This window comes from Yoonia maritima, assembly GCF_043641945.1.
Taxonomy (GTDB): domain Bacteria; phylum Pseudomonadota; class Alphaproteobacteria; order Rhodobacterales; family Rhodobacteraceae; genus Yoonia; species Yoonia maritima_B.
On the sequence record NZ_JBHZRX010000002.1, the window covers coordinates 441,059 to 465,087 of the forward strand.

The window sequence follows — 24,029 nt, forward strand, 5'->3', positions numbered from 1 at the left end:
ATGATATGCCCCCTTAAAATCACCAACTAAAAACGACCGCTTCGGCGGATTGTTCGCATCGTTCCATTTTTGCGTTTTCCTGTCATGCTCTAGGCACTAGGTTCCAATGGGAAGACATCACAAAGGAACAGAGCAATGGCCCTACGATATTTACATACGATGGTCCGGGTAAAAGACCTTGAAAAGACGATGGCGTTCTTTGCCCTCCTCGGGCTGAAAGAAACCCGTCGGCACGACAGTGAAGCCGGACGATTCTCATTGATCTTCATGGCGCCAGAAGGACAAGAAGAGTGCCCAGTCGAATTGACCTACAACTGGGATGGCGACGATGCGCTGCCGTCCGACAGCCGCCACTTTGGTCACCTCGCCTATGCGGTCGATAATATCTACGAGACATGCCAACTGCTCATGGACAATGGCGTGACCATTAACCGCCCCCCACGTGATGGGCACATGGCGTTTGTGCGGTCCCCCGACAACATCTCGATCGAGCTGCTGCAAGCTGGCGAAAGCCTGCCACCCGCTGAACCATGGGCAAGCATGGAAAATACGGGCCATTGGTAAAAAACGCCCTCATCGCCGGGCTCTGCCTACTTGCAGCCCCGGCAGAGGCATGCCGCCTTGCGCTGGTTCTAGCAATTGACGTGTCGTCGTCCGTGGACGCGTCAGAGGACCAACTACAGCGCGCAGGTCTTGCGGCGGCATTGGTTGCCCCTGACGTTCAAGCAGCATTCTTTGCCAGCCCAGACCCTGTCGCGCTGTTCATTTTTGAATGGAGCGGAAGATACAATCAGAATGAAATACTGCCCTGGACCATGATTAAGGGCCGTGAAGACCTGCTAATTGCCGCCGAAACGATTTTGGATAGCAAACGCAACCACGATGACTTTCCAACTGCGATGGGCTATGCGCTTGGGCATGCGGCGATACAACTTCAACAGATGCCACACTGCCTATTTCATACGATTGACGTGGCTGGTGACGGAATCAACAACGAAGGCTTTGGACCAAAAGCCGCCTATCGTGCCTTTCCCTTTGATGACGTGACGGTTAATGGCCTTCTTATCCAATCGAACGGCAACATCGGAACACCGGACCCGCTCATGTTCTATCGCAATCAAGTTATTCGTGGCCCAGGCGCATTTATAGAAATAGCGAACGACTTTGATGACTATGAAAACGCCATGCGCCGCAAATTAATCCGAGAAGTTACACCACAGGTGATCGGCGGCACCTTTCAATACATGGACCAGCCCGGATGATAAGGTTTGCGATCATTGGTCTTTGTCTACCAAGCATGGCTGACGCCGCCTGCCGACAGGCACTTGCGTTGGGGCTTGATGTATCAGGTTCAGTTGACGCAGAAGAATACCGTCTACAGCTGGACGGTCTAGCCATGGCACTGCAAAGCGAACGTGTCCAAGAGGTTTTATTCCTCCAGCCTGCAGCCCCAATCATCATAGCCGTGTACGAATGGAGCGGCCCAGAAGATCAGAAAATCATCCTGCCCTGGACAGCCTTGACCGGCCCCCCCGAACTAACAAAGGCAGTCACGACATTATGGTCATATCAACGTAGCGCCGCAGCACCAACAACCGCAATTGGGTCGGCGCTTCTTGCTGGGTTTGCGTTGCTTAACCAGCAGCCGAACTGCTGGAAACGCACGCTTGACCTGTCGGGTGATGGTCATGCCAATACTGGCCCCCGCCCTCAAGATATCTCGTCCACGAAAATGCCCGACGGTGTCGTCGTTAATGGGCTCGTGATTGATGCATCTACTGATGCAGAGCTTGCAAACTATTACAAATCTTACGTCATTCGCGGCCCCGGTTCTTTCGTCGAAATCGCCACTAGCTTTGATGACTATGCAGCAGCGATGGAACGGAAACTACTGCGCGAACTAGAAAGCCTAGCCACAGGCGCGTTGGATGAGTGAATGGGCCGGCACGACAGCACCGGCCCTATCGAACAAAACAATCGTTAAGCCACATTGCCGCGCGATCGGCGCGTCAATAGATGTAACGTATCTGCTCTGTCCAATAGCGCTCTACGCGGCGCAGTGATGTCGTGATGTCCTCAAGACCTTCGTGATCCAGCACCTCGCGATCCACCAAACCGTCAGCGTGCGTCGCGAACAGTTTAGCCACGATCACGCGCACGTTGCGCCCTTTTTCCGACAGACGCACCCGCACAGATCGCCGATCAATTTCGCTGCGTTGGTGATGCATATAACCCAACTCAACCAGCTTTTTGAGGTTATATGAAACGTTGGACCCTTGATAATAGCCACGTGTTTTTAATTCTCCAGCCGTAACCTCATTATCGCCTACGTTAAACAACAACAGCGCCTGCACAGCATTGATCTCTAAGATGCCGACACGTTCAAACTCGTCCTTGATGACATCAAGCAGCAACCGATGCAGCCGTTCGACCAATGTCAGCGCATCAAGATAGATTGCCATGAAACTGGCGCTACGCGCGGCCGAAAGCCCCGACGGTTTCGGCCCATCAATATCTGTGTGAATACTCATCTCATTACTCCGTCTTCAGCTTAGAAACACAGCTAAAACGAAATAAAAAACATTCAGTTAAATGATAAAATTGAAATCAAGTTGCAACGTTGGCAGCGGCCAACGCCAATAGTTTCGCACCGCATAGACGCGGTCAACATCCATCCAGAACGACTTAGCCTTCGATATATTTTTCGTACATTCTGCGAAGGCGCGTCTGATAAAGAAAGAGTGTACCTGGCTGATAGTTCACCTCAAATGGTCGCCCGTTGAACACCTCTGGTACAGACGCAACTAGAGCCTCGTAGTGATCTCTTGAGCCGTCAATTGCATGTGCATTGTGAAGATTGACCCAGCCTAGCGACTGCATTTGTGTGACAGGTGCAAGTGAGGCAATTTGCGTGCTGCCAATATCAAGGCGCTCAAGTGATGGTATACCAACGAGCGGTGTCAGATCCGACACCCATGCCCCACCAATATCAAGGTTATTCAAGTTTGATAGCCCTTGCAGCGGCGACACATCATTGACCCATGTGTCGCGCAAAACTAGGTGCGTAAGTTCAGAATGAACCGCCAGAGGACGCAAGTCTGAAATCTGCGTACCACTAATGTTCAAGCTCACCATTGCTTCAACTTCGGCAAGATTGGCGGGCAACTCGCGCAGTTTAGAAAAGGGCCTTAGATCAATAACGCGTTTGTTGTTTTGAATACTATCGGCAACATGAACGAAGGCTTCGTCATAAGCGTCGCTTGCTACCTTTGATTGCTTTTGTTGCAGGTAACCACCAAAGCCCACAATCCCCACGATAAGAATGATTAGAATTCTGCCAAAGGTTTTCATCTGAACTAAATGCCCTTTTTCGTTACCTAAAACGTAAGTATTCATTTCTTTTGCGGCGGCAAAATCGCCTAAATCAATTTCTAAACCAATCTATATGGGATAAATCCGCAACCGCGCCTCACGCGACAAAATTACTTTGGCATTGTTGCGGAACTACACCGAACAATGTCCTCTGACGCAAAACATCGGCGGATAGTTTTACGTTGGGCGCGTAATCCCGTGCGCGCCTTCGGTGATCTGAGCAACCAGCTTTGTGTATTCTTCAGGAACAGCCAGCTGTCCACCTACCCAGCCGTAGATGTCATGATCGTTTTCTGCGAGCAGCGCGTCGTACAAAGCCAAATCAGCGTCCGTCATGTCGGCAATGTGCGCATCGGCATAGGCGGATAGGATCAGGTCCATCTCTTTGATACCGCGCCGCATTGACCGCATCCGCATCCGTTTAATCATGGCTTCGCGTGTTTCGGTCATTGCTGTTCCTTAATTGCCGTGCGCAGGCGCTTTTCTAACTGCCCAAGCTTTTTACCTGATTGGGCGATCTGCGACCGCAAAAGCCGCATTTCGGCCAAAAGATCAAGCAGATCTGACGAAATCTCCATACCTTCTTCTGGCGCTTCGGGGCCTTCGCCCTCTCCGGTAAGCAGCCAACTTAGCGACACCCCTAATATGCCAGACAGCATTTGCAGCCGGTTTGCGCGGGGTTCTTTGGTGTCGTTTTCCCAGCCCTCAATGACCGAAGGCTTAACGCCCAAACGGCTCGCCAGTGTCTTTTGCGTAAGCCCAGATGCTTCGCGTGCTCCTGCAAGCCGGTCGCCGAATGTTGCGGCTTCTTCGCCAAACCAATCGCCTTCAGTCTCGGTCATCTTTGATATCCTTGTTGCTTGCGTTCGCGGATTACCCCATCCTATGACAGGCATAGCTATAATTTACCACCGGATGACAAAAATGACCTTTCTATCTGCGACCCTCGACCGCGTTAAGCCGTCACCGACAATTGCCGTGACGACAAAAGCCGCCGAGCTAAAAGCTGCAGGTCGCGATGTTATTGGGTTGGGCGCGGGCGAACCAGATTTTGACACCCCGCAAAACATCAAAGACGCTGGAATCGCGGCAATTAATTCCGGCAAGACGAAATACACTGCCGTCGATGGCATCCCCGAACTGAAACAAGCGATCTGCGCCAAGTTTAAGCGCGACAATGATCTGACCTATACATCAGCCCAAGTGACTGTCGGCACAGGTGGCAAGCAGGTCTTGTATAATGCATTCATGGCGACCCTGAACCAAGGCGACGAAGTCATCATCCCCGCCCCCTATTGGGTCAGCTACCCCGATATGGTGCTGCTTGCTGGTGGTGAGCCAGTTGCAGTTGCCGCATCCTTGGAAACAAACTTCAAAATCACAGCCGCACAACTAGAGGCCGCGATCACGCCCAAGACAAAGTGGTTCTTGTTTAACTCTCCTTCTAACCCCACAGGTGCGGGATATTCATGGGACGAACTAAAGGCACTCACCGACGTATTGATGCGGCACCCTCACGTCTGGGTCATGACCGACGATATGTATGAACATCTTGCATATGACGACTTTAAGTTCTGCACCCCTGCCCAAGTTGAACCGGGTCTTTATGACCGGACGCTCACAGTGAACGGCGTGTCCAAGGCCTATGCCATGACCGGTTGGCGCATCGGCTACGCCGCTGGCCCAGAAACACTGATCAAGGCAATGCGCAAAGTTCAGTCACAGTCCACGTCAAACCCATGTTCGGTCAGCCAATATGCTGCGGTTGAGGCCCTGAATGGCCCGCAGAATTTTCTTGCGCCCAACAACGAAATGTTCGTGCGTCGCCGCGATTTAGTTGTCGATATGTTGAATGCCGCAGAAGGCATCATCTGCCCAAAGCCGGAAGGCGCGTTTTATGTCTACCCGTCCATCGCGGACTGCATCGGCAAGACATCGGCCGCTGGCACGTTGATCGATAATGATGAAACCTTTGCGACCGCCTTGCTTGAAGAAACAGGCGTGGCAGTGGTCTTTGGTGCAGCCTTTGGTTTGTCACCGAATTTCCGGGTCAGCTATGCAACATCAGACGAGTCACTCAAAGAAGCCTGCACCCGCATCCAAAACTTCTGCAAGGGGCTCACATGAACGATCTGCCCCCCTATTACTTTCGGGTCCGTGATAACGGGGCTGCCGTGTTTCGGCTTGATGTCGAAAACCGCCAGCGTCGTATCGAAATGGATCAAATCGCGATCATCAATACCAACCGAGGCGACTATAAACCCCAAAGCGGTTACACGCTGACCGATGATGATATCGCCGCCATCGAAGAATGGCTTGCCGCGCGCACGAAACTGAACGCCCACCGCGATATTGATGATATTCACCGTGCGATTGATCAGATGAATATCACGACCCAATGGGTCCAATCCAAAGCCACTGACGCGCAGTTAGAAGACATCACTGACCGCTTCTTGCTCGCAATGCATGATCTGCGCAGCGTACTGGTCCGCAAAAAAGCGGACCGCATGACAAAATCGAACGGCGAATAGGCAGGCCTAGACGCCCTGCGGCAGTGGTCGCCCTTCGTCCCAAGCGATAATGTTATCTAGCGCCATCTGGCCCATCGCCTCACGGACCTCAAGCGCTGCGGTCCCAAGATGCGGCAGCAGGACAACGTTTTCCATCGCACGGAATGCGTCTGGGACAATCGGTTCTTTCACAAACACATCTAGTCCCGCGCCAGCGATCTGGCCAGCCTGAAGCGCCGCGATCAGCGCGTCTTCGTCAACAACGTCACCACGTGCAATATTCACGAAAATACCGCGCGGCTTCATCGCAGCGAGCGCTGTCGCGTCGATCAAGTTCGTGTTGCTACCGCCACCGGGAACCGTGACAACAACGATATCCGCCTGCCCCATCAAGTCTGCCAGCGTATCCACCTGCGTTGCTGGGAAATCCACGTCTTTGCGTGATCGGTTGAAATAGATCACTGGCATCTCGAAACCATAATGACAGCGGCGCGCAACAGCCTGCCCGATACGGCCCATACCAACAATGCCAACCGTCTTACCGGTCACATGCGTTCCCAACATCTCGGTTGGGCCCCAACCCGTCCATTTGTCGGCGCGCACAAGGCGCTCACCCTCACCTGCGCGACGACAAGTCGACAAGATCAAGGTCATACCAATATCGGCAGTCGCGTCGGTTACGACATTTGGCGTGTTCGACACTGCAACGCCAGCCGCCTTGGCTGCGTCGGCATCAATATGGTTATAGCCAACTCCAAAATTCGCAAGCACACCACAACGCAAGTCGCCTTCAAAGGCCTCTGCGCTAAACTGATCACCAAGCGTCGTCAGGATCGCGTCATATTCCTTTAGGGCAGTATTCGCTTCTGACGCGGTCAAACCTTCGGACATATCACGCACAGTCACATCATATCTTGTACGCGCTGCGGCAATATTCGCCTCGGGAAATGCCCGAGTGAGTAGTAGCTTTTTCAATGCAGTCTTCCTCCCACAGGTACAGTTTGATCAGGACCGACCAAAACGACCTCACCTTTTTCGTCCGGCATCCCAAGAACAAGCACCTCGGACATGAATTTGCCGATCTGGCGCGGCGGAAAATTCACCACGGCCAGCACCTGTTTGCCGACCAGTGTTTCTGCCGCGTAATGCGCTGTAATCTGGGCAGATGTTTTCTTTTCGCCGATCTCATCGCCGAAATCGATCCATAGCTTGATCGCTGGCTTGCGTGCTTCTGGATATGGCTCTGCGCGTATCACCGTACCGACACGCACATCGACTTTTAAAAAGTCGTCAAAACTGATCTCATTCATTTGCTAGCTCACGCGACCGAGCAGCAGCCGCAGCGACGGCACGACGCATCAAAGCCCCAAGGCCTGTTTCATCATCCATCAAGACCTCAAGTGCTGCTTGGGTCGTGCCATTGGGCGAAGTCACGTTAACGCGCAACTGTGTGGGGTCTTCGTCTGCGTTTTCGGCAAGATCACCAGCACCGCCAACAGTCGCCTTGGCAAGCTCCATCGCAAGCTCAGCAGGCAGGCCCTCTGCCTCTCCGGCAGCGGCCAAGGTTTCAATCATGTGAAAGACATAAGCGGGACCAGAGCCTGACACAGCCGTAACCGCATCCATCTGACCTTCGTTATCAAGACGCACAGTTTGGCCGATTGACCACAATAGCGCCTCGGCCAAATCCATATCGTCTGGCATGGCTTTCGCATTGCCAATCAGTGCAGTAATGCCGTGGCCAATTGCTGCTGGCGTATTTGGCATCGCGCGGATGATTGGCGTTTTATCACCCAGCATGTCTTCGAAAGTACGTATCGGGGTTCCGGCTGCGACCGAAATAACCAAGGTTTTCCCATCGCCTAGCGATTTCACATCGGGCAATGCGTCGGCCATCATCTGGGGTTTCACGGCGACCAAGGCGATTGCAGGATCTTTCGGAAGATCACCACCCATATTCACGCCTTGTGATTTTAGCCAGTCAGATGGGTTCGGTTCGATGACCCAAACTGATTTTGGCGGCAAGCCGTTGCGCAACCAACCGGCAAGCATCGCCGACCCCATTTTACCGCAACCCAGAAGAACAAGACCGCGCGTAGCGACGTCATTCATGTCCATAATATGCACCTTCTTGATAGAGTGGTGCAAGATTACGCAAAGTCAGGCGGGCTTTAAACCCACCTTACGCTTTATTTTAGGCGCGGCCGTATGCGCCGCCAATGGCGATCTGCACCGCTTCGGCGGCTGAACGCTCTGCCCAAGTCACCAATTGGATCGCTGGATAGTACTGTTCGCACGCGCTCACCGCGGCTTTGATCATGGTGTCAATTTGATCTGGGCCAGCCATCTGATCACCAGCAAGCATCAGGCCATAACGATATACCATCAGCTTCTGTTCATCCCACCATGTGAACGACCCAGCCCAACAACGATCGTTGATCGTGTTTAGCGCCTCGTACAGCGCGGGCATCCGGTCTGCGGGTGGTTCCATTTCATACGTACAGATCAAACGCAGCGTTTCATCATATGCGGACCACGCCAATGTCACGGAATATGTGCGCCACTGACCTTCGACAACCATTGCGATTTGATCATCGTGAATGCGGTCGAATTCCCATTCATGATGCTCTGCGATGTGCTCCACCAAATCAATCGGGTGAAGATCCTCTGCCTCGAGATACTGTTCGGACAATGCCATATGCTCGGCCTCGCTAACTTGGCGCATGGGTCATGGCAGTGCCCAAGCGCTAGGTGCCTGCTCTAGGGGCAGTGTTGTTTGTGTTCGCCCCATACAACATATCGTGGGGCCATTAGGGGGATTCTGTAAAGCAATTTCTTGGGGATAAGTCGGGGCCACGGAAAATTTGCTGGGGATAATTGTGTTTTGATCTGTCAGAACACACAGTGCATCGCAAATATAGGAGCCCCAACATGAATACCGATCTACTCAAACGTTTATGTGAAATGCCCGGTGTTCCCGGCAACGAAGACCGCGTTCGCGATCTAATCTCGAACGAGATCGAAGGCCTATTCGACGAAATCACCGTCGACCCAATGGGGTCACTGCTATGCAAGCGGAATGCGACAGGCCCTGACCCGCTTAAGATAATGCTACTGTGCCACATGGACGAGATCGGCTTTCTGGTCAGCCACATCACCGAAGACGGTTTTCTTTACCTGCAGCCCGTAGGCGGTTTTGATCCACGCAACCTATTTTCACGACGCGTTTTGGTTTGCACCGATGATGGCGACTATAAAGGTGTCATGAACCCCGGCGGAAAACCCGTCCATATTGCATCCCCAGAAGACCGCAAAAAAGTGCCCGAACTAGGCGAATTCTTTGTGGACCTCGGCATGGGCAAGAAAGCTTGTGACCTCGTCAAGGTTGGCGACTTTGTAGTGATGGACGAACCATTCCTTGAGATGGGCGATAAATTTGTGTCCAAAGCGTTGGACAACCGGATCGCTTGCTGGCTTGGGATCGAAGCAATCCGGCAACTTGGCGAAAAAGGGCGCGGTGCCGAAATTCACGTCGCCTTTACCTGCCAAGAAGAAGTGGGCCTGCGCGGCGCACGGACTGCATCCTATGCCATCAAACCCGATATCGGTCTTGGCATCGATGTGACGCTTTCATGTGACACGCCCGGCATCCCCGAAAAAGACGCGACGACCCAGCAGGGCAAAGGATTCGGCCTACACGTGCGTGATAGTTCGTTCATCGCCGACAAGGCACTAGTCAACGAAGTCGAAGCCTTGGCTATCAAAAATGACATCCCCTACCAACGAACCATGCTTGCCGCTGGCGGCCAAGACGGTGCGGCGGCACAACAGGCGGCAGCGGGCGCGCGTGCAGTCGGCATCGTTGTCGGAACGCGCTATATCCACACGGTGACTGAAATGGTCGAAAAGAGCGACCTACAAGCCGCGCTGGATATCCTTGTTGCGTACCTAAGCGAATATTGAGCCGCCTCACGATCACAACAGAACTGGTCCGCGCAATGGTTGCGGAGCAGTTTCCAGATTGGGCGGATTTACCTATTCGCCCAGTCAAAGCCTCGGGTTGGGATAACTACACATTCCACCTCGGCACCGAAATGTCTGTTCGACTGCCAAGCGCGAAAAGATACGCGGCACAGGTCGCGAAAGAGCAGACTTGGCTACCACGCCTCGCCCCACACCTTCCTGTTCCAATCCCAACGCCCGTTGCCATGGGTCTGCCGTCGCACGGCTACCCGTTCCACTGGAGCATTATGAAGTGGCTTACAGGCACACCGGCTAATCAGGCATCCAGTGCCAATCAAACACAGATTGCGTCTGATCTTGCTGATTTCCTTTCTGCACTGCAATCCGCGCCAGCCGAAAACGGGCCACTTGCGGGTCCACAAAACTTCTACCGCGGCGGCGAACTATACAACTACAAGGATGATGTGCGGCGCTGCTTGAACGAACTATCGGGTCACGTAAACGTCCAAAAAATCGAAAAACTGTGGGACGTTGCCTGCGCCAGCCGGTGGGATCGCCCACCAGTTTGGGTCCACGGGGACATCGCGCCCGGCAACTTTCTAGTCACGGAGAATCAGCTGTGCGCCGTGATAGATTTCGGTGCCTCCGGTATTGGCGACCCGGCATGCGACCTAACGATCGCATGGACGTATTTCACAGGCGACGCGCGTGAGACGTTTATCCGATCCATGGGCACGGATGCTAATACATGGGCGCGGGCCAAGGGTTGGGGAATATGGAAGGCGTTACTTGAACTATGCGAACACAAACAGGGCGCGCAAGAAACGCTAAAAACACTAATAAATGATGACTAAAAACGTCACCTACCCCAATTAAAGGCTGGCAAGCCCAAGCAAAGGCAACCATCCTTTAAGGACAACAGACTTACCCAATACCATCGTGAGTGCAGTGAAAGCGGCGGGGCGCACATAGACAAACATCACTAACCAGATGCCTAGAAGCAGCATCATCCAATAATAAAGGTTATCAAGTTTATCACCGTAACCCATTGGGGTTAGCAGCATTGTGACTGCCGGAGAAGGATCTACAGCCAAACCGCTCAGGCCGATAGTCCCTATACAAAACAGTATAAGCCCAGCAAGAGACGTCACAACATTAGATAGGTAACTTATCAAAACGGTCACCAGTTCAGGTAGAGGGTTAACGGTTCACCACTCTACCTATAGTATAAAAACGATTTGATTAAATAGTCAAAAATAGAAACGTCGCAAAAATTTCGACGGCAGTTAGCTGTTTACGGCCTTCAGGCCCAGAACTGTCGGCTTCTTACCTGCACTGCGTGACACATCACTGAGGGCGCGCGACTTTTTTTGCGGCGCACCACAAAACAAAACCACAACCAACGAAGCTATTAGAATGATATCCAGCATAGTCTTCCCTCCAATGAATACTTACCCCCTTAAATTACCGGGAGAAGTTATTCTAATTAAGGGGAAAAATGCCCGAAAGATGGCACAGACGCGTCAACTCTCTGAAGAAAACCTAAAGAACATAGCTTTTTGTTTAGGTTTTCTCTGAAAATTGAAAATAACGTAGTCTGGGTGGTTTAGTGCACTCAAGGAAAGCCAATGACGAGATTGGCCCTCCAAGAACTGCTTTAGCTTATTTCGCTTCCAGTGCAGCGATACGCGCGGCAAGCGCTTCGTTTTCTTCGCGGGCTTTTTGGGCCATTGCACGCACCGCGTCGAATTCTTCGCGCGTTACGAAATCGCGGTCAGCCAACCAGCGATCCATCATAGAAGACATCGCCGTCGACGCTTCGTCCTTGGCACCTTGCGCAACACCCATGGCATTGGTCATCAGCTGGCTCAGGTCATCAAAAATCTTATTCTTGCTTTGCATAGCACTCTCCGTTCGCGGTTAAGTCCTATATGGGGCTTGGGACCGCTGCGCACAAGCGTTGTAGCTGGTTGACTTCGCCGCAGCACCAAGAGAGGAATAGCGCATGTTTGCAGCGATCCCCTTCCCCGATATTTCGCCCGAGATCATCTCGATAAACCTCTTTGGTATGGAACTGGCGCTGCGCTGGTACGCCATGGGCTATATCGTTGGTATCGCGATTGGCTGGCAGCTGATCAAACTGGCGCTACGCCGTCCGCAGCTGTGGCGTAACGGTCCGCCAATGCAGGAAAACCAGCTTGAGGATCTTCTGACGTATATCGTCATTGGTGTCATCGGTGGAGGGCGTCTGGGTTATATCTTGTTCTATAAGCCCAGTGAATTCCTGTCCAACCCACTTGATATCATCAAGATTTGGGAAGGCGGGCTTTCATTCCACGGCGGGTTCCTTGGTGTGATCCTTGCCGTGATCCTGTTCAGCCGCCGTAAATCGGTTCCGCTGTCTGATCTTGCCGACATCATTGCAGTCGCCGCAACGCCCGCGATCCTGCTGGTGCGTTGCGCAAACTTTATCAATGCCGAGCTATGGGGACGGCCTACAGATTTGCCTTGGGGCGTGATTTTTCCGGGCCAAGCTGCACAATCATGCGCGACGCTTCTTGCTGACTGTGCACGCCACCCGTCGCAGCTTTATGAAGCAGGGCTCGAAGGCCTTCTTCTCGGCACGCTCCTCATCCTGCTCGCCTTCCGCTTTAACGGGCTGAAGAAACCTTGGCTGCTGACCGGGACATTCTTTGCCGGTTATGGCTTTGCCCGCTTCCTTGTTGAATTCGTGCGCCAGCCAGACGCGCAATTCCAAAGTGTCGGAAATGAGCTTGGGCTTGCATTCCATTATAATGGTTATGGGCTGACAATGGGACAGACGCTGACCTTACCGATGATCATCATTGGCCTGACCGTCGTGGCAATGGCGTGGCGCCGATGACACCGCTTGCGCAGCAGCTTATTGCACGGATCGGACGCACAGGGCCGATCACGCTTGGCGACTATATGGCCGAATGCCTCCTGCACCCCGACTACGGTTACTACGCCACCCGCGACCCATTGGGCGTAAAGGGCGATTTCATCACCGCGCCCGAAATCAGCCAGATGTTCGGCGAACTCATTGGGCTTTCACTCGCGCAAAGCTGGCTGGACCAAGGCGCGCCGACAAAGATTGCACTTGCTGAGCTTGGCCCCGGACGCGGCACGCTGATGGCCGACATTTTACGCGCGACCAAATCCGTTCCCGGCTTTCATGCGGCTTTGACTGTACATTTTGTCGAAGCCTCCCCAGTTTTACGCAAAGCCCAAGCCCGCGCCGTTCCCAACGCTGTCTGGCATGATGATGTCACGACCCTGCCTGATCTGCCTTTATGGCTGGTCGCGAATGAATTCTTTGACGCGCTCCCCATCCGGCAGTTTGTCCGTGAAGGCACGGGATGGCGTGAACGGATGGTTGGCGTCAGTGATGACACCCTCACCTTTGGTCTCTCAGCTGCGGCACCGCTTGCCATGCTTGAACACCGGCTCGCGGACACCAAAGACGGTGACCTGATAGAGCATTGCCCCGCCCTGCCCGGTGTTATGCAGCATATCAGCCATAAGATCGCGGATCACGGCGGCACGGCGTTGATCATCGACTACGGCGACTGGCAGTCATTGGGCGATACATTGCAAGCACTGTCTTCCCACGAAAAAGCCGATCCGCTGGCCGAACCCGGCACTGCTGATCTGACGGCACATGTGGATTTCGCCGAAATCGCGAGCAATGCTGCCCCTGCCAAATTCAGCCGCCTGACACCCCAAGGTGTCTTCCTCGAACGACTGGGGATCACACAACGCGCACAAAAGCTGGCGACCCGATTGCAAGGCACAGCACTTGAAACGCACGTAAAAGCACATCGGCGCTTGACCCACCCTGCCGAAATGGGCGACCTTTTCAAAGTGATCAGTATCTATCCTGTTTCGGCAACCCCGCCCCCCGGATTGGAACCATGACTCTCGACATTATCACCAGCCCCGACCTAGACGGCACAACGCACGGATTCTTTACGCGTCGTGGCGGCGCATCATCCGGCGTGTTCGCAGGATTGAACTGCGGTTACGGCAGCTCTGACCAGCATGATATCGTCAGCATTAACCGAGCACGCGTCGCCGAGGCAATGCACGTGGCACCCGATCACTTGGTTGGTGTGCACCAGATACACTCGGCCGACGCGGTCATCGCCGATGGCCCGCAAGATCAACACCCCAAAGCAGACGCGATTGTCACGGCCACCAAAGGTGTCGCGCTGTCGATCCTGACAGCCGATTGTCAGCCCGTGCTTTTCGCCGATACCAAAGCTGGCGTCATCGGCGCGGCGCATGCTGGCTGGAAAGGCGCACTGAACGGCGTGCTAGAACGCACCGTGCAACAGATGGAAGCCCTAGGAGCGAAAGCAGCAAACATCAGCGCTGTGATCGGTCCATGCATCAGCCAGCCGGCGTATGAGGTCGGTCCTGACTTTATGGAACAGTTCATCGCCGTGGACCCGATTTACAATCGGTTTTTCGTTGCAGGGAACGATGATCGCTATCACTTTGATCTGCCCGGTTTTGGCCTGATGAAGCTGCGCGAATGCGGCATTTCACGTGCAAGCTGGACCCACCACTGCACCTATGCCGACCCAGCGCGGTTCTACAGCTACCGTCGCACCGTCCATAAAAAAGAAGCAGACTATGGTCGCTTGATCGCAGCGATCACCATTTAGCCCAATCGAAAACTCCATCAATACGCCTAACTAATGCCCGAATCGCCAATAATGTTTGGCTCATCGGGTCAAAGGCTTGACCCCCGCCTAACAGGAGGGACGACGATGAAACGACGCTGGCAAACAGCACTTCGGACAGCAATCGGTGATTTTGACGCGGTGTTGCCGTGGCAACGCGGCAAAGCACGACAACACATGATTTCCCGTCGACGCTAGCCGTTTCATCCTGGCAGGTTTCTGCCCATTTCAACCGACGACTTTGACATCGCACGTCAATTCGACTTAGTTCGCCCAAACTGAAAAAACTAATCAAATATAGATCTTAGGCAACGATATTTGATGTAGCACCCGATAGGCCACCGTATGAATACACCCCCGAACACTGGGGCAGACGCCACACTTGAAACCTCTACCGCGACCGTCTCAACGGGACGGCGGGTTACCAAGGTTCCGATGCGCAAATACGAGGTCAGCTACCTAACCCGGAAAGGCGAGATTGCGGAGTTGTCGCGCATGGCGCCGGCGCTCCCCACGTTCGAAAATGCGTTTGGCGCACTTGGTCGCGGGGCCATGGTGGTGACCCAAAACGGACCAATGACAGTCGAAGACCTGTTGCCCGGCGATAGCATTCGCTTGGCCAGCGGCGACTTCGACACGCTCGTTTGGCGCGGGACGATGGTTATTCAGCCAGACGACGATAATTCTAACGGTGAAAATCGCCGATTAACCCGAATTACTGCGGATGCATTGGGTCCATCGCGGCCGTCGCCCGACCTGATCCTCGGGCCAACTGCCCACCTGTTGCACCGCGCAAACGGTATCCGCACTTTGACCGGCAAACGGGCCGCGTTTATTCCCGCCCGCGATTTCATCGACGGCAGCCAATTCATCGAACTGCGCCCTGCTATGCCTGTGAACGTCTATCAACTTGGCTTTACGCGCCAAGAAAGCTTGATGGTCAACGGCATCGAAATCGAAAGCCTGCATCCCGGTACGTTTTTTGGGCTTGGCCTGCGCGGTGAGATGCTCGCGCAATATCTCTCGTTGTTCCCGCACAAGATCGATTTGGATGATTTTGGCGAAATGCGTAACCCGCGCCTGCGCCTGCGCGATTTAGAGCTACTAGAATAGTTATCCTTATTGCTAAGTGATGCGTGGCGCGCGAGACCAGAACCGCCACATCAGAAGCACCGAGGCCACAACAAGCCCCGCGACCAATCCAAACCAAAGCCCCAAAGCACCGTAACCGAACCAGAACGCAAGCGCGTAGCTGGCCGGAAGCCCGATGATCCAATAGCTGATCGTCGCCATGACCATGGGAACCGCAGTATCCTGCACGCCGCGCAACAAGCCCAGCGCAAGAACCTGGGCCGCATCGACAATCTGGAACAACGCGGCGACGGCCACCAGCTGTGCACCAACGGACAAAAGCGTCAAACGTGCGGGTTCGTCCGGGTCGATAAACAGAGACACAAGGAACTCCGGAAACAGCATAAACAGCGCAGATGTCACCAAGGCAAACACGCCTGACATCCCAATCGCAGTAATGCCGCCACGACGCAGTGAAGCAGGATCTTTTCGCCCCATCGCACGCCCTGCCCGCACAGTCGCTGCTTGGCTAAAGCCGATATGGACCATGAATGTCAGGCTCGCCAACTGGATCGCAATACCATGCGCGGCCAATTCGATGGGACCAATCCAGCCCATCATGACGGCGCTGGCACTAAACAACCCACCCTCGGCCAAAGATGTCAGCCCGATGGGCCAGCCAAGCATGAAAACACGATGCAGGATCTCGCGTTCACTACGCCAAAAGTTCTTGAATAGGTGGTACTGCGGCAGCACGCGCAATGTGTAGACGATCAGAATAATGACTGCGACGATCGTCACAGAGACCGATGCAATCGCCGCCCCACGGATGCCAAGCTCAGGTGCGCCCCAATTCCCAAAGATCAACGCGTAATTCACGAATGCATTTAAGACCGCAGTTCCGACCGTCGCCCAAAGCAACACTGAAATATGTTCAAGCGCGGCTAGAAACGATTTCAGCGTCATGACCATCAGCGCTGGGATCATCTGCCAAATCGTAATCTGCAGATAGAAATGCGCCAAACGCGCCACGTCTGCATCTTGGCCGATGGCGATCAAAATATCCTCGGCCCAAAAGAACGGCGCCATCACGGCAAGCCCGTAGAAAATCGACAACCACAAGCCCATTCGCGCCACGCGACGTACTTGGGTTTCGTCGTTTTCCTCGGCTGCGGATGCCACAAGCGGGGTGACCGCCTGCGCAAAGCCCCCACCGACGATAAATACGATAAAGATCATCGTGCTGGCGATCGTCGACGCAGCAAGCGCAGTCACATCATACCAACCAAGCATAATCGTGTCGGTCATGTGGATTGCAAACTGCGCGACGTTACTCAGGATTAAGGGCATCCCAAGCTTCGTCACCGCCCGGATATGCTCAGGATATGATTGCGCAATACGTTCCATGTGCAAAGGCTTAGGGAGGATTTCAGGCTCCGTCCATAGACATCAACGCAACTGCCGTGACATGCTGAACTAAAATTGGGGGCGACGATGACAAGCGACTATGCATCACTGATTTCCGACGCACAGCCGTTCTATCAAAAGCTGGAGGCCAACAACACAAAGGACTGGTGGAAAGAGGACCGCGCGACCTACGACGCGCGCTCTAACCAACCCCGGTAGTGCACAACAAGAGCACGTGTGAACGGCGCCATTAGCGCAATGTCAAAATAGAAACGGCCATCTTTAGCATACTCTTGCGACACGCTTTTGGGCAGCGCAAAGCGGGGCAGCGGGATGGGGCCTATTCTTCCACTCGTCACTGGAAAGTGCAATTTGTCATCGCTGACATGTAGCCCCAAGGTGAAGGTAAATGGGCCAAACCGTTCCGTCATCTGACCTTTGTGCTGGCGTAGGCATGAGGTGAACCTTTGACCATCAAAATCACGTTCCCACCGCTCGCCCCCGTTGTAGGGTAACATCATCACCCGCACGGGAATATCCGACGACTCTGGCGGGAACCGAAAGAGCGTGCCTAAAAGACGCGCCCAAACAGATTTTCCACGCGTGACCGAACCACGTCCAGCCCATCGGCGCGGTCCGTAAACATCGTGAAGTTCCTGTACTTCTACCGGCAGGGTCGCGTTATCGGCCCCAAGATGGAGGGCAAACAAAGGTTGGACTTCTTCAGTTATCGCCTCGGTCGAGACTGCCAAATCAGCCATGCCATCGCAAATCGCATCAAGCGAGACAACCGCAACAGCGGGCCGCGCCCCTGCTGGAACTTGTGACGGCTGTCGCAAAACGACACGTGCCGCGACTGCAGGAATGAATGGCCCCTCGCCCTTGGTCGCCACCATCCGCCATGTCCGGCGTTCCCATCCCGTGCCTGATCGCACAGTGACAGCAACCGACATACCGCCCGCATCCGTCCCAAACGGATAAAGCAGTTTTGCCAGCCATAACAGGAACCCGATCAGCCATCCCGGTATTGGAAATCGCCAAAAGCCGCGCAGCCAAGAAAGGACGGCCAACGACCAATTCATCACGCCAAGCTCTAGCCCCGCGCGAAACAGCACAGAACGCACCCCAAAGGCCTGCGCAAATAATCTGTGATCGGGAACCACAATCATCCAGCCCGACCGCACAATCCCCTTGCCTATGTCGAAACGCGCAGGGCGCGACCAGCTGCGCATTGGGACATTGGCGCCATCTATCGGCACATCAAAATCAGCACCACATTGATGCAGAATACTCGCTACGACAGACCGTCCACGCGGCGCGCGGTTTCCCGGTAGGATGGCAGTACTGATCGTATCAACTTCATCCGCACCTTTGATGAGTTCAGCCACGGCCGACGAAGAAATCGCCGGCACACTCGACACACCGGACAGCACGAACACGCCTGCAGCCTTTGCCGCTTCGTCCAATGCTGCAATTCCGGCGCAAAAGGCAGGATCATCCGCCAGATCAAGGTAATTCACGCCCTGCGCGATGCAGGCCTTTGCAAACGAATATGGGTCGTCACCGTAAGCGTGAAATGGGCCTGCGGCATCAACGACTGCATCAGGTTTCAGTGCCCAAAGCGGTGTCAGATCACCAGAGCGGTCCACGGCCAAATGCCCAGCCCCGAACTGAGCAGCCAGTGCCTCTGCCTTCTCAGCGGAACGCCCGGCCACGATAACCTCGTGCTTGTCACGGGTGAGCAAATCAACCAGCTTTGCCCCGAACACGCCGTAGCCACCAAGGACGATAATTTTCACGACAACAACCTCGCGCGGAATTTCGGGTCGGGCAAGGCACACATATCCCCGCGCCCAAACATCGCATAGCGGTTACGGGCAACACGGGCATAAAGCCAATTGCGGATTGGACGCGGGATCACCCGCAAAGCCACGAACAATCGGCCCCACCCGCCAGAGCGTTGCCCAACCCGGATCAACGCATCAAAATCGCGCCAGACCGCCCCGTTTTCAATAAACAACCAAGTATCTGGATCTAACGGATCAAGCCCATTGTCACGCATCAACGCCGCCCCGGTATCAGATTGGATCGGAGCGATCTTAATCTCGCCCGACTTATCAAGCCAATGGATCATACGCGCACCCCAACTACATAGGGCACAGGTGGCGTCCATGACTGCGATTGGCTCAGAGGTTTTCATGCTTAACAACCCACCAACACGCTAGTTCCAAATCTGCATGTCATGTGCTGCCAAATCAATCCAATCGGGCTTGCGATTGTCGTATACGGACACTTGCGGCATCGGCAAATCGCCGGGTGCAAAGACACCAACAGGAATAGCTATCCCGTCGGACTGATCATTTTCATACCAAACAGTCACGCCGCAGTTTGGACAAAAATGGTAAGTTATCACGCTACCTTCGTCACCAGTGCGGATAAAACTGCGACTTTCTCCACTCAGACTAATGGCATCTGCCGCAAACCGGGCATTCCAAGAAAACGCACTACCAGTTCGGGTCCGACAGTCATTACAGTGACATATGGCGACACGTAACGGGTCACCTGTCGTAACAGCATTCAAAGTACCACAGGCGCATGAAGCAGTACGTTGTCTCATTTCAATAGCCCCCTTGAAGTCGTATTCGTTGGGATTTGCCTGCATTGAAGGTGCCTAGCCCAACACATCCCGCCAAGAATGCTTGGGCACGAACCCGACCATCTGCTTCGCTTTGTCATTCGCATAAAACGTCTCGTCCGGCCGCATTTCACGTTTGACTGGCACGCCTTGGTAAAACTGCGCGATGACTTCTTCGGATGTGATCCCAACCGACATGTCGTCGTTGGCCACGTTGAACACCTCATACCCCAGCCCATCCGTTTTCAGGCAACAATCAACCATATGCCCCAGATCGCGCGCATCGATGTACGCAAAGATGTTACGGCGTCGCAGCGCGGGGTTTTCAATAAAGGCTGGGAAGTTCGTCGCGTATTCATGCGGCTCGATCACGTTGTTGATCCGCAGCCCATAGATGTCGATGCCTGAACGGGCCTGAAACGACTTGGCCGTCATCTCATTGCAGACCTTGGACATGGCATAACTGTCGTGCGGCACGGTGGGGTGATCTTCGTCAATGGGCACGTAATTGGGTTTCACCTCACCATCGGCAAAACAAACAGCATAGGTGGTTTCGGAACTTGCGAAAATGACCTTGGGGATACCCAGCTTCACGGCAGCTTCGATCACATTGTATGTGGTGATGGTATTCTGGCGAAAGCATTCGCCATCCGTGCCGATCATCACGCGTGGCACAGCCGCGAAATGCACGACGGCATCGTATTTCGGCACACCGGTTCCCGCGTCCAATTCATGAAAATCGGTGAACTGTGACATGGCCCCAATGACTTGACCGGCATCCGTCAGATCAATCAACAGCTCAGATACATCCAAACCCGAAGGGGTCATATCTGCGTTTACGACCGTATGGCCCTGCCCCTGCAAATAGGTAATCGCATGTTTGCCAGCCTTGCCGCTGCCACCAGTAAAAAAGATACGCATGGTTTGTCCCCCTTTATCCGTGAACCTAACTTGCCCGCAGCCAAGAGCAATGGGAGAATAGACGCCAATCAACGTCCTTTGCCAATTGCCCCAGCCGCCTGTGCCTGCCATTATGGCCCAAACCAAAAGAATGAGCAGTACCATGGCCGATGATCTTCTCTCTGGGGGCGCTTCCCCTGACGACTACAATGCATCCTCTATCGAAGTGCTTGAGGATATGGAGCACGTGCGCCTACGTCCCGGCATGTATATCGGGGGTAAGGACGAACGCGCGCTGCACCACATGGTCGCGGAAATCATCGACAACTCCATGGACGAAGCGGTCGCCGGCCACGCCACATGGATCGAGGTCGAGCTCCACGAAAACGGTCACGTCACTGTACGCGACAACGGGCGCGGTATTCCGATCGGGGCACACCCCAAGGACCCAACCAAATCTGCGGTCGAAATCATCTTTTGCACGCTGAACGCGGGCGGTAAATTCTCGGGCGACAGCTACCAGACATCTGGTGGTCTGCACGGCGTTGGCTCGTCGGTGGTGAACGCCCTGTCCGATCACCTGCGCGTTGAAGTCGCCCAGAACAAGGAACTCTACGCGATGGAGTTTTCGCGCGGCGTCCCCAAAGGGAAACTTGCGAAAATCGGCGCAGCGCCAAACCGGCGCGGGACTGCGGTGACATTCCACCCCGACGAAGAAATCTTTGGCAAGCTGACGCTGAAACCCAAAACACTATTCAGAATGGCGCGGTCAAAGGCTTACCTATTCTCTGGCGTTGAAATCCGCTGGAAGACGGGAATCAATGATGGCGACACCCCACTAGAAGCCACATTCAAATTCCCCGGCGGCTTGGCCGACTACCTGACCGAAACCATGTCAGGCGCGACGACCTATTCTGAAAAACCCTTTGCGGGCACCGTGTCGTTCCAAGACAAATTCAACGTCCCCGGCAAGGTCGAATGGGCCATCAACTGGACCCCTGCCCGCGACGGCTTCATTCAGTCCTACTGTAACACCGTCCCCACCCCCGAAGGCGGCACGCACGAGGCCGGGTTCTGGTCCGCGATCCTCAAGGGGATCAAAGCCTACGGTGATCTGGTCGGCAATAAAAAGGCCGGGACAATCACGCGCGAAGACCTGACCACAGGTGCCGGCGCACTTGTGTCTTGCTTTATCCGTGAACCAGAATTCGTCGGGCAGACAAAGGACCGCCTTGCCACCACAGACGCCCAGCGAATGGTCGATGCCGCGGTGCGTGACCACTTTGACAACTGGCTTGCCGCGGATACCAAATCCGCAGGTGCGATCCTTGATTTCCTTGTACTGCGCGCCGAAGAACGCCTTCGCCGCAAACAAGAAAAAGAAACCTCGCGCAAATCCGCGACCAAGAAACTGCGTCTGCCGGGCAAACTGACCGACTGTACCTCCAAAGACCGGGTCGGCACCGAACTGTTCATCGTCGAGGGTGACTCGGCTGGCGGTTCTGGCAAAGGCGCGCGTGATCGTAAGACACAGGCGCTGCTACCGCTCAAAGGTAAAATCCTTAACGTCTTGGGGGCCGCATCGAACAAACTGTCGTCCAACCAAGAAATCAACGACCTCTGCGAGGCATTGGGCGTTGGCATGGGCACGAAATTCAACGTCGATGATCTGCGTTACGATAAGATCATCATCATGACCGATGCGGACGTTGACGGGGCGCATATCGCGGCGCTGTTGATGACCTTCTTCTTTACACAGATGCGACCGCTGATCGACCAAGGGCACCTCTATCTGGCCTGCCCACCGCTCTACCGGCTGACCCAAGGGGCGCGGCGCGTCTATGTGGCCGATGACGCCGAAAAAGACGCGATGATGGAAAAGGGCCTAGGCGGCAAAGGCAAGATCGACGTGCAGCGGTTTAAGGGTCTGGGCGAGATGGACGCAAAAGACCTCAAAGAAACCACGATGGACCCGGCCACCCGCAAACTCATCCGCGTCACCGTCCACGACGACGAACCCGGCGATACAGCCGATCTGGTCGAGCGCCTGATGGGTAAAAAACCAGAACTGCGGTTCCAATATATTCAAGAAAACGCGCAGTTCGTGGAGGAGTTGGATGTTTGAGTAAGTGTAAGGAGTAAACTCATTGTTTAAGCGCGACCAGAATGACGCACTTGAAAAATCTATCCGCAGGGCTTTGTCTGCTTACGATGAGGGAGATTTCAACGATGCATTGTTGCGAATTAGCCAAGCGATAGATATCCTCGCTAAAAGGCGCTACGGAGGCGGCAATAAGAAACGAATGATCTCCTTTCTTAATGCATTTGAACCAGTTGCGATGCTTTTTGCTACCAATTCATTATTCGTAGATTGTCAATTCGGTGATCGGGGATTTGGTCAAATCATATATGAAGATGTTAGATGCGCTCTCATGCATGAGAACCAATTATCAGAACTTATAGAATTTACAGATGGCTCTGAACTGATGGGCGGAATAAACACCGGCAGTAAAAATAGTGCTAATCTTTACCCTAAAAAATTAATACTTGGACTCATTTTTTCAGCTCTCATTTGCGAGCAATGTGAATGCAAATTCTCCTCATACACGCGCAAAATTACATTTCTTGATATAACCTTGGAAGTTGTAGATTGGAGAGGATCAGAAAAATTTGTGTTAGCAGCAATGTCTGCATACTTCCGGATGGACTCCAATTTCTCATTTGATCGTTAACATCATAGCTCTTGCATTTATTTCCGTAAGTATGGCGTGTTCCAACCAGTAATTCATATCGCTATTATCAAGCACTATCTTTGTGAAACGGCGACTCCCCGGTCTAGGCACAACGCGGATCACAGATCATCGAACGCCCCGTTTATCCCACAATTCCATCTAAAATGTCCGACGCTTTGCCGACGCAATTCCGACGTGATGCCGACAGCCCCAAAACCCATAAAACAAAGGCGTTAACCTATGATTCGCAGCCCCGCCCCGTAGGGTGGGTTTCAACCCACCGCACGCTGACAAAAGCAGCCCTACCCTTCGCGTTGTAGCAGCTCAATGTAATCAGTCAGCAGCAACAGCTTGGTCGGTACAGGCGTTCCCAGCCCGTTTTCCTCGACAATCACGGTCGCGCCCAGATCGCCTGCGCCGAACTCCGGCATCGCCACGCTAAAGTGCGCGTCGCGTTGCAGCCCGTCGATGGTGCTCATGACTTGGTCCCGTGGAAACACCCCACCATTACGCGAAGCGATCGTCGTCAGGTCCGGCGGCACTGTATCCAACCCACGCGCATAAGGCCCGTCACCGCGCGCGTCCGCACCGTGGCAGCCAGCGCATTCGGTTGCAAAAATCTCTGCCCCAGTTTCAGGTTCCTCGACACAGGCGGCCAGCGTAAGCGCCGCAAACATCATCAAGTACCGCATGTATATCTCCCTATTTTCATCACGTTAGCAGTATTGCT

At 53.9% G+C, this 24,029-nt stretch carries 30 protein-coding genes; 13 read left to right on the forward strand and 17 right to left on the reverse strand.

The annotated features are described in order from the left end of the window. Positions 1-135: 135 nt before the first annotated feature. From ACHUEV_RS05815 to ACHUEV_RS05825, 3 genes are read left to right on the forward strand one after another with little or no spacing between them, the layout of a single operon-like run. Positions 136-564: a VOC family protein gene (locus ACHUEV_RS05815; protein WP_394178119.1), complete on the forward strand. Its 429-nt coding sequence runs from the start codon at positions 136-138 to the stop codon at positions 562-564. Continuing rightward, entirely contained in the window at positions 558-1,262 is a 705-nt protein-coding gene (locus ACHUEV_RS05820) for a DUF1194 domain-containing protein (RefSeq protein WP_394178120.1), read from the forward strand. Before ACHUEV_RS05815 ends, ACHUEV_RS05820 begins: the two co-directional genes overlap by 7 nt. Further along, positions 1,259-1,936 (forward strand): DUF1194 domain-containing protein, encoded by a 678-nt coding sequence (locus tag ACHUEV_RS05825; RefSeq protein WP_394178121.1) that lies wholly within the window; start codon positions 1,259-1,261, stop codon positions 1,934-1,936. Before ACHUEV_RS05820 ends, ACHUEV_RS05825 begins: the two co-directional genes overlap by 4 nt. Before the next feature lie 73 nt (positions 1,937-2,009). On the opposite strand, the gene ACHUEV_RS05830 is transcribed toward ACHUEV_RS05825, so the two are convergent. From ACHUEV_RS05830 to ACHUEV_RS05845, 4 genes are all read right to left on the reverse strand, one after another. Then, the gene (locus ACHUEV_RS05830) at positions 2,010-2,531 is read right to left on the reverse strand and encodes a MarR family winged helix-turn-helix transcriptional regulator (RefSeq protein ID WP_394178122.1); all 522 of its coding nucleotides are present in this window, start codon (positions 2,529-2,531) and stop codon (positions 2,010-2,012) included. A 154-nt stretch (positions 2,532-2,685) separates the two neighbouring features. Further along, positions 2,686-3,396: a leucine-rich repeat domain-containing protein gene (locus tag ACHUEV_RS05835; RefSeq protein WP_394178123.1), complete on the reverse strand. Its 711-nt coding sequence runs from the start codon at positions 3,394-3,396 to the stop codon at positions 2,686-2,688. A 153-nt stretch (positions 3,397-3,549) separates the two neighbouring features. Further along, entirely contained in the window at positions 3,550-3,822 is a 273-nt protein-coding gene (locus tag ACHUEV_RS05840) for a succinate dehydrogenase assembly factor 2 (RefSeq protein WP_394178124.1), read from the reverse strand. Beyond that, on the reverse strand, positions 3,819-4,214 hold the full coding sequence (locus ACHUEV_RS05845) for a helix-turn-helix domain-containing protein (RefSeq protein WP_394178125.1): 396 nt from the start codon (positions 4,212-4,214) through the stop codon (positions 3,819-3,821). The genes ACHUEV_RS05840 and ACHUEV_RS05845 overlap by 4 nt, the downstream gene beginning before the upstream one ends. Before the next feature lie 82 nt (positions 4,215-4,296). On the opposite strand from ACHUEV_RS05845, the gene ACHUEV_RS05850 reads away from it, so the two are divergent. Both ACHUEV_RS05850 and ACHUEV_RS05855 read left to right on the forward strand, forming a co-directional pair. Beyond that, on the forward strand, positions 4,297-5,499 hold the full coding sequence (locus ACHUEV_RS05850; protein ID WP_394178126.1) for a pyridoxal phosphate-dependent aminotransferase: 1,203 nt from the start codon (positions 4,297-4,299) through the stop codon (positions 5,497-5,499). Further along, a complete protein-coding gene (locus tag ACHUEV_RS05855) occupies positions 5,496-5,903 on the forward strand; it encodes a hypothetical protein (RefSeq protein ID WP_207766504.1) in 408 nt (135 codons plus the stop codon). The genes ACHUEV_RS05850 and ACHUEV_RS05855 overlap by 4 nt, the downstream gene beginning before the upstream one ends. Before the next feature lie 6 nt (positions 5,904-5,909). On the opposite strand, the gene ACHUEV_RS05860 is transcribed toward ACHUEV_RS05855, so the two are convergent. From ACHUEV_RS05860 to ACHUEV_RS05875, 4 genes are all read right to left on the reverse strand, one after another. Further along, the gene (locus tag ACHUEV_RS05860) at positions 5,910-6,857 is read right to left on the reverse strand and encodes a 2-hydroxyacid dehydrogenase (protein ID WP_394178127.1); all 948 of its coding nucleotides are present in this window, start codon (positions 6,855-6,857) and stop codon (positions 5,910-5,912) included. Continuing rightward, the gene (locus tag ACHUEV_RS05865) at positions 6,854-7,192 is read right to left on the reverse strand and encodes a tRNA-binding protein (RefSeq protein ID WP_394178128.1); all 339 of its coding nucleotides are present in this window, start codon (positions 7,190-7,192) and stop codon (positions 6,854-6,856) included. The genes ACHUEV_RS05860 and ACHUEV_RS05865 overlap by 4 nt, the downstream gene beginning before the upstream one ends. Continuing rightward, positions 7,185-8,000: a pyrroline-5-carboxylate reductase gene (proC, locus tag ACHUEV_RS05870; RefSeq protein ID WP_394178129.1), complete on the reverse strand. Its 816-nt coding sequence runs from the start codon at positions 7,998-8,000 to the stop codon at positions 7,185-7,187. The genes ACHUEV_RS05865 and proC overlap by 8 nt, the downstream gene beginning before the upstream one ends. 76 nt (positions 8,001-8,076) lie before the next feature. Continuing rightward, positions 8,077-8,580, reverse strand: a complete 504-nt coding sequence (locus tag ACHUEV_RS05875; RefSeq protein WP_106355229.1) for a type III secretion system chaperone family protein — start codon at positions 8,578-8,580, stop codon at positions 8,077-8,079. A gap of 233 nt (positions 8,581-8,813) precedes the next feature. Here ACHUEV_RS05875 and ACHUEV_RS05880 point away from each other — a divergent pair, with 233 nt between their 5' ends. After that, positions 8,814-9,845 carry a M42 family metallopeptidase gene (locus ACHUEV_RS05880; protein ID WP_394178130.1) on the forward strand — a complete coding sequence of 344 codons (1,032 nt, stop codon included), beginning with the start codon at positions 8,814-8,816 and terminating at the stop codon, positions 9,843-9,845. Further along, positions 9,842-10,699, forward strand: coding sequence for an aminoglycoside phosphotransferase family protein (locus ACHUEV_RS05885; RefSeq protein WP_394178131.1), 858 nt, complete (start codon positions 9,842-9,844; stop codon positions 10,697-10,699). The genes ACHUEV_RS05880 and ACHUEV_RS05885 overlap by 4 nt, the downstream gene beginning before the upstream one ends. A gap of 18 nt (positions 10,700-10,717) precedes the next feature. Here ACHUEV_RS05885 and ACHUEV_RS05890 read toward each other — a convergent pair whose 3' ends face one another. The 3 genes from ACHUEV_RS05890 to ACHUEV_RS05900 form a co-directional block, all read right to left on the reverse strand. Continuing rightward, the gene (locus ACHUEV_RS05890; protein ID WP_394178132.1) at positions 10,718-10,909 is read right to left on the reverse strand and encodes a hypothetical protein; all 192 of its coding nucleotides are present in this window, start codon (positions 10,907-10,909) and stop codon (positions 10,718-10,720) included. Between the two features lie 222 nt (positions 10,910-11,131). Then, on the reverse strand, positions 11,132-11,275 hold the full coding sequence (locus ACHUEV_RS05895; protein WP_394178133.1) for a hypothetical protein: 144 nt from the start codon (positions 11,273-11,275) through the stop codon (positions 11,132-11,134). A 232-nt stretch (positions 11,276-11,507) separates the two neighbouring features. Beyond that, positions 11,508-11,747 carry an accessory factor UbiK family protein gene (locus ACHUEV_RS05900; RefSeq protein WP_106355225.1) on the reverse strand — a complete coding sequence of 80 codons (240 nt, stop codon included), beginning with the start codon at positions 11,745-11,747 and terminating at the stop codon, positions 11,508-11,510. Positions 11,748-11,850: 103 nt separating this feature from the next. On the opposite strand from ACHUEV_RS05900, the gene lgt reads away from it, so the two are divergent. The 4 genes from lgt to ACHUEV_RS05920 all read left to right on the forward strand — a co-directional run bounded on the left by lgt (position 11,851) and on the right by ACHUEV_RS05920 (position 15,667). Then, a complete protein-coding gene (gene lgt, locus ACHUEV_RS05905; RefSeq protein WP_394178134.1) occupies positions 11,851-12,729 on the forward strand; it encodes a prolipoprotein diacylglyceryl transferase in 879 nt (292 codons plus the stop codon). Beyond that, on the forward strand, positions 12,726-13,784 hold the full coding sequence (locus ACHUEV_RS05910; RefSeq protein ID WP_394178135.1) for a class I SAM-dependent methyltransferase: 1,059 nt from the start codon (positions 12,726-12,728) through the stop codon (positions 13,782-13,784). The genes lgt and ACHUEV_RS05910 overlap by 4 nt, the downstream gene beginning before the upstream one ends. Then, complete coding sequence (gene pgeF / locus ACHUEV_RS05915; protein WP_394178136.1) at positions 13,781-14,536, forward strand: peptidoglycan editing factor PgeF; 756 nt, start codon at positions 13,781-13,783, stop codon at positions 14,534-14,536. Before ACHUEV_RS05910 ends, pgeF begins: the two co-directional genes overlap by 4 nt. Before the next feature lie 363 nt (positions 14,537-14,899). Further along, positions 14,900-15,667, forward strand: coding sequence for a Hint domain-containing protein (locus ACHUEV_RS05920; protein ID WP_394178137.1), 768 nt, complete (start codon positions 14,900-14,902; stop codon positions 15,665-15,667). 12 nt (positions 15,668-15,679) lie between these two features. On the opposite strand, the gene ACHUEV_RS05925 is transcribed toward ACHUEV_RS05920, so the two are convergent. The 5 genes from ACHUEV_RS05925 to ACHUEV_RS05945 all read right to left on the reverse strand — a co-directional run bounded on the left by ACHUEV_RS05925 (position 15,680) and on the right by ACHUEV_RS05945 (position 20,588). Continuing rightward, entirely contained in the window at positions 15,680-17,032 is a 1,353-nt protein-coding gene (locus tag ACHUEV_RS05925) for an MATE family efflux transporter (protein ID WP_394178138.1), read from the reverse strand. 188 nt (positions 17,033-17,220) lie between these two features. Beyond that, complete coding sequence (locus ACHUEV_RS05930) at positions 17,221-18,831, reverse strand: DUF4166 domain-containing protein (RefSeq protein ID WP_394178139.1); 1,611 nt, start codon at positions 18,829-18,831, stop codon at positions 17,221-17,223. Then, positions 18,828-19,232, reverse strand: coding sequence for a thiol-disulfide oxidoreductase DCC family protein (locus ACHUEV_RS05935; RefSeq protein ID WP_394178140.1), 405 nt, complete (start codon positions 19,230-19,232; stop codon positions 18,828-18,830). Before ACHUEV_RS05935 ends, ACHUEV_RS05930 begins: the two co-directional genes overlap by 4 nt. A 21-nt stretch (positions 19,233-19,253) precedes the next feature. After that, complete coding sequence (locus ACHUEV_RS05940) at positions 19,254-19,649, reverse strand: GFA family protein (protein WP_394178141.1); 396 nt, start codon at positions 19,647-19,649, stop codon at positions 19,254-19,256. 54 nt (positions 19,650-19,703) lie between these two features. Continuing rightward, entirely contained in the window at positions 19,704-20,588 is an 885-nt protein-coding gene (locus tag ACHUEV_RS05945; RefSeq protein ID WP_394178142.1) for an NAD-dependent epimerase/dehydratase family protein, read from the reverse strand. 142 nt (positions 20,589-20,730) lie between these two features. On the opposite strand from ACHUEV_RS05945, the gene parE reads away from it, so the two are divergent. Continuing rightward, positions 20,731-22,692, forward strand: coding sequence for a DNA topoisomerase IV subunit B (gene parE / locus ACHUEV_RS05950; RefSeq protein WP_106355201.1), 1,962 nt, complete (start codon positions 20,731-20,733; stop codon positions 22,690-22,692). Positions 22,693-22,714: 22 nt separating this feature from the next. Further along, entirely contained in the window at positions 22,715-23,299 is a 585-nt protein-coding gene (locus tag ACHUEV_RS05955; RefSeq protein ID WP_394178143.1) for a hypothetical protein, read from the forward strand. Between the two features lie 302 nt (positions 23,300-23,601). Here the strand turns inward: ACHUEV_RS05955 and ACHUEV_RS05960 are convergent, their stop codons facing one another. Beyond that, entirely contained in the window at positions 23,602-23,991 is a 390-nt protein-coding gene (locus tag ACHUEV_RS05960; protein WP_394178144.1) for a c-type cytochrome, read from the reverse strand. Between the last annotated feature and the right edge of the window lie 38 nt (positions 23,992-24,029).

Bases quoted from the DNA above. Each gene is read 5' to 3' on its own strand.
- ACHUEV_RS05815 (WP_394178119.1), top strand. From the start codon at position 136: ATGGCCCTACGATATTTACATACGATGGTCCGGGTAAAAGACCTTGAA.
- ACHUEV_RS05825 (WP_394178121.1), top strand. From the start codon at position 1,259: ATGATAAGGTTTGCGATCATTGGTCTTTGTCTACCAAGCATGGCTGAC.
- ACHUEV_RS05830 (WP_394178122.1), bottom strand. From the start codon at position 2,531: ATGAGTATTCACACAGATATTGATGGGCCGAAACCGTCGGGGCTTTCG.
- ACHUEV_RS05835 (WP_394178123.1), bottom strand. From the start codon at position 3,396: ATGAATACTTACGTTTTAGGTAACGAAAAAGGGCATTTAGTTCAGATG.
- ACHUEV_RS05840 (WP_394178124.1), bottom strand. From the start codon at position 3,822: ATGACCGAAACACGCGAAGCCATGATTAAACGGATGCGGATGCGGTCA.
- ACHUEV_RS05845 (WP_394178125.1), bottom strand. From the start codon at position 4,214: ATGACCGAGACTGAAGGCGATTGGTTTGGCGAAGAAGCCGCAACATTC.
- ACHUEV_RS05850 (WP_394178126.1), top strand. From the start codon at position 4,297: ATGACCTTTCTATCTGCGACCCTCGACCGCGTTAAGCCGTCACCGACA.
- ACHUEV_RS05855 (WP_207766504.1), top strand. From the start codon at position 5,496: ATGAACGATCTGCCCCCCTATTACTTTCGGGTCCGTGATAACGGGGCT.
- ACHUEV_RS05865 (WP_394178128.1), bottom strand. From the start codon at position 7,192: ATGAATGAGATCAGTTTTGACGACTTTTTAAAAGTCGATGTGCGTGTC.
- proC (WP_394178129.1), bottom strand. From the start codon at position 8,000: ATGGACATGAATGACGTCGCTACGCGCGGTCTTGTTCTTCTGGGTTGC.
- ACHUEV_RS05875 (WP_106355229.1), bottom strand. From the start codon at position 8,580: ATGGCATTGTCCGAACAGTATCTCGAGGCAGAGGATCTTCACCCGATT.
- ACHUEV_RS05880 (WP_394178130.1), top strand. From the start codon at position 8,814: ATGAATACCGATCTACTCAAACGTTTATGTGAAATGCCCGGTGTTCCC.
- ACHUEV_RS05890 (WP_394178132.1), bottom strand. From the start codon at position 10,909: ATGCTGCTAACCCCAATGGGTTACGGTGATAAACTTGATAACCTTTAT.
- ACHUEV_RS05895 (WP_394178133.1), bottom strand. From the start codon at position 11,275: ATGCTGGATATCATTCTAATAGCTTCGTTGGTTGTGGTTTTGTTTTGT.
- ACHUEV_RS05900 (WP_106355225.1), bottom strand. From the start codon at position 11,747: ATGCAAAGCAAGAATAAGATTTTTGATGACCTGAGCCAGCTGATGACC.
- lgt (WP_394178134.1), top strand. From the start codon at position 11,851: ATGTTTGCAGCGATCCCCTTCCCCGATATTTCGCCCGAGATCATCTCG.
- ACHUEV_RS05910 (WP_394178135.1), top strand. From the start codon at position 12,726: ATGACACCGCTTGCGCAGCAGCTTATTGCACGGATCGGACGCACAGGG.
- pgeF (WP_394178136.1), top strand. From the start codon at position 13,781: ATGACTCTCGACATTATCACCAGCCCCGACCTAGACGGCACAACGCAC.
- ACHUEV_RS05920 (WP_394178137.1), top strand. From the start codon at position 14,900: ATGAATACACCCCCGAACACTGGGGCAGACGCCACACTTGAAACCTCT.
- ACHUEV_RS05925 (WP_394178138.1), bottom strand. From the start codon at position 17,032: ATGGAACGTATTGCGCAATCATATCCTGAGCATATCCGGGCGGTGACG.
- ACHUEV_RS05935 (WP_394178140.1), bottom strand. From the start codon at position 19,232: ATGAAAACCTCTGAGCCAATCGCAGTCATGGACGCCACCTGTGCCCTA.
- ACHUEV_RS05940 (WP_394178141.1), bottom strand. From the start codon at position 19,649: ATGAGACAACGTACTGCTTCATGCGCCTGTGGTACTTTGAATGCTGTT.
- ACHUEV_RS05945 (WP_394178142.1), bottom strand. From the start codon at position 20,588: ATGCGTATCTTTTTTACTGGTGGCAGCGGCAAGGCTGGCAAACATGCG.
- parE (WP_106355201.1), top strand. From the start codon at position 20,731: ATGGCCGATGATCTTCTCTCTGGGGGCGCTTCCCCTGACGACTACAAT.
- ACHUEV_RS05960 (WP_394178144.1), bottom strand. From the start codon at position 23,991: ATGCGGTACTTGATGATGTTTGCGGCGCTTACGCTGGCCGCCTGTGTC.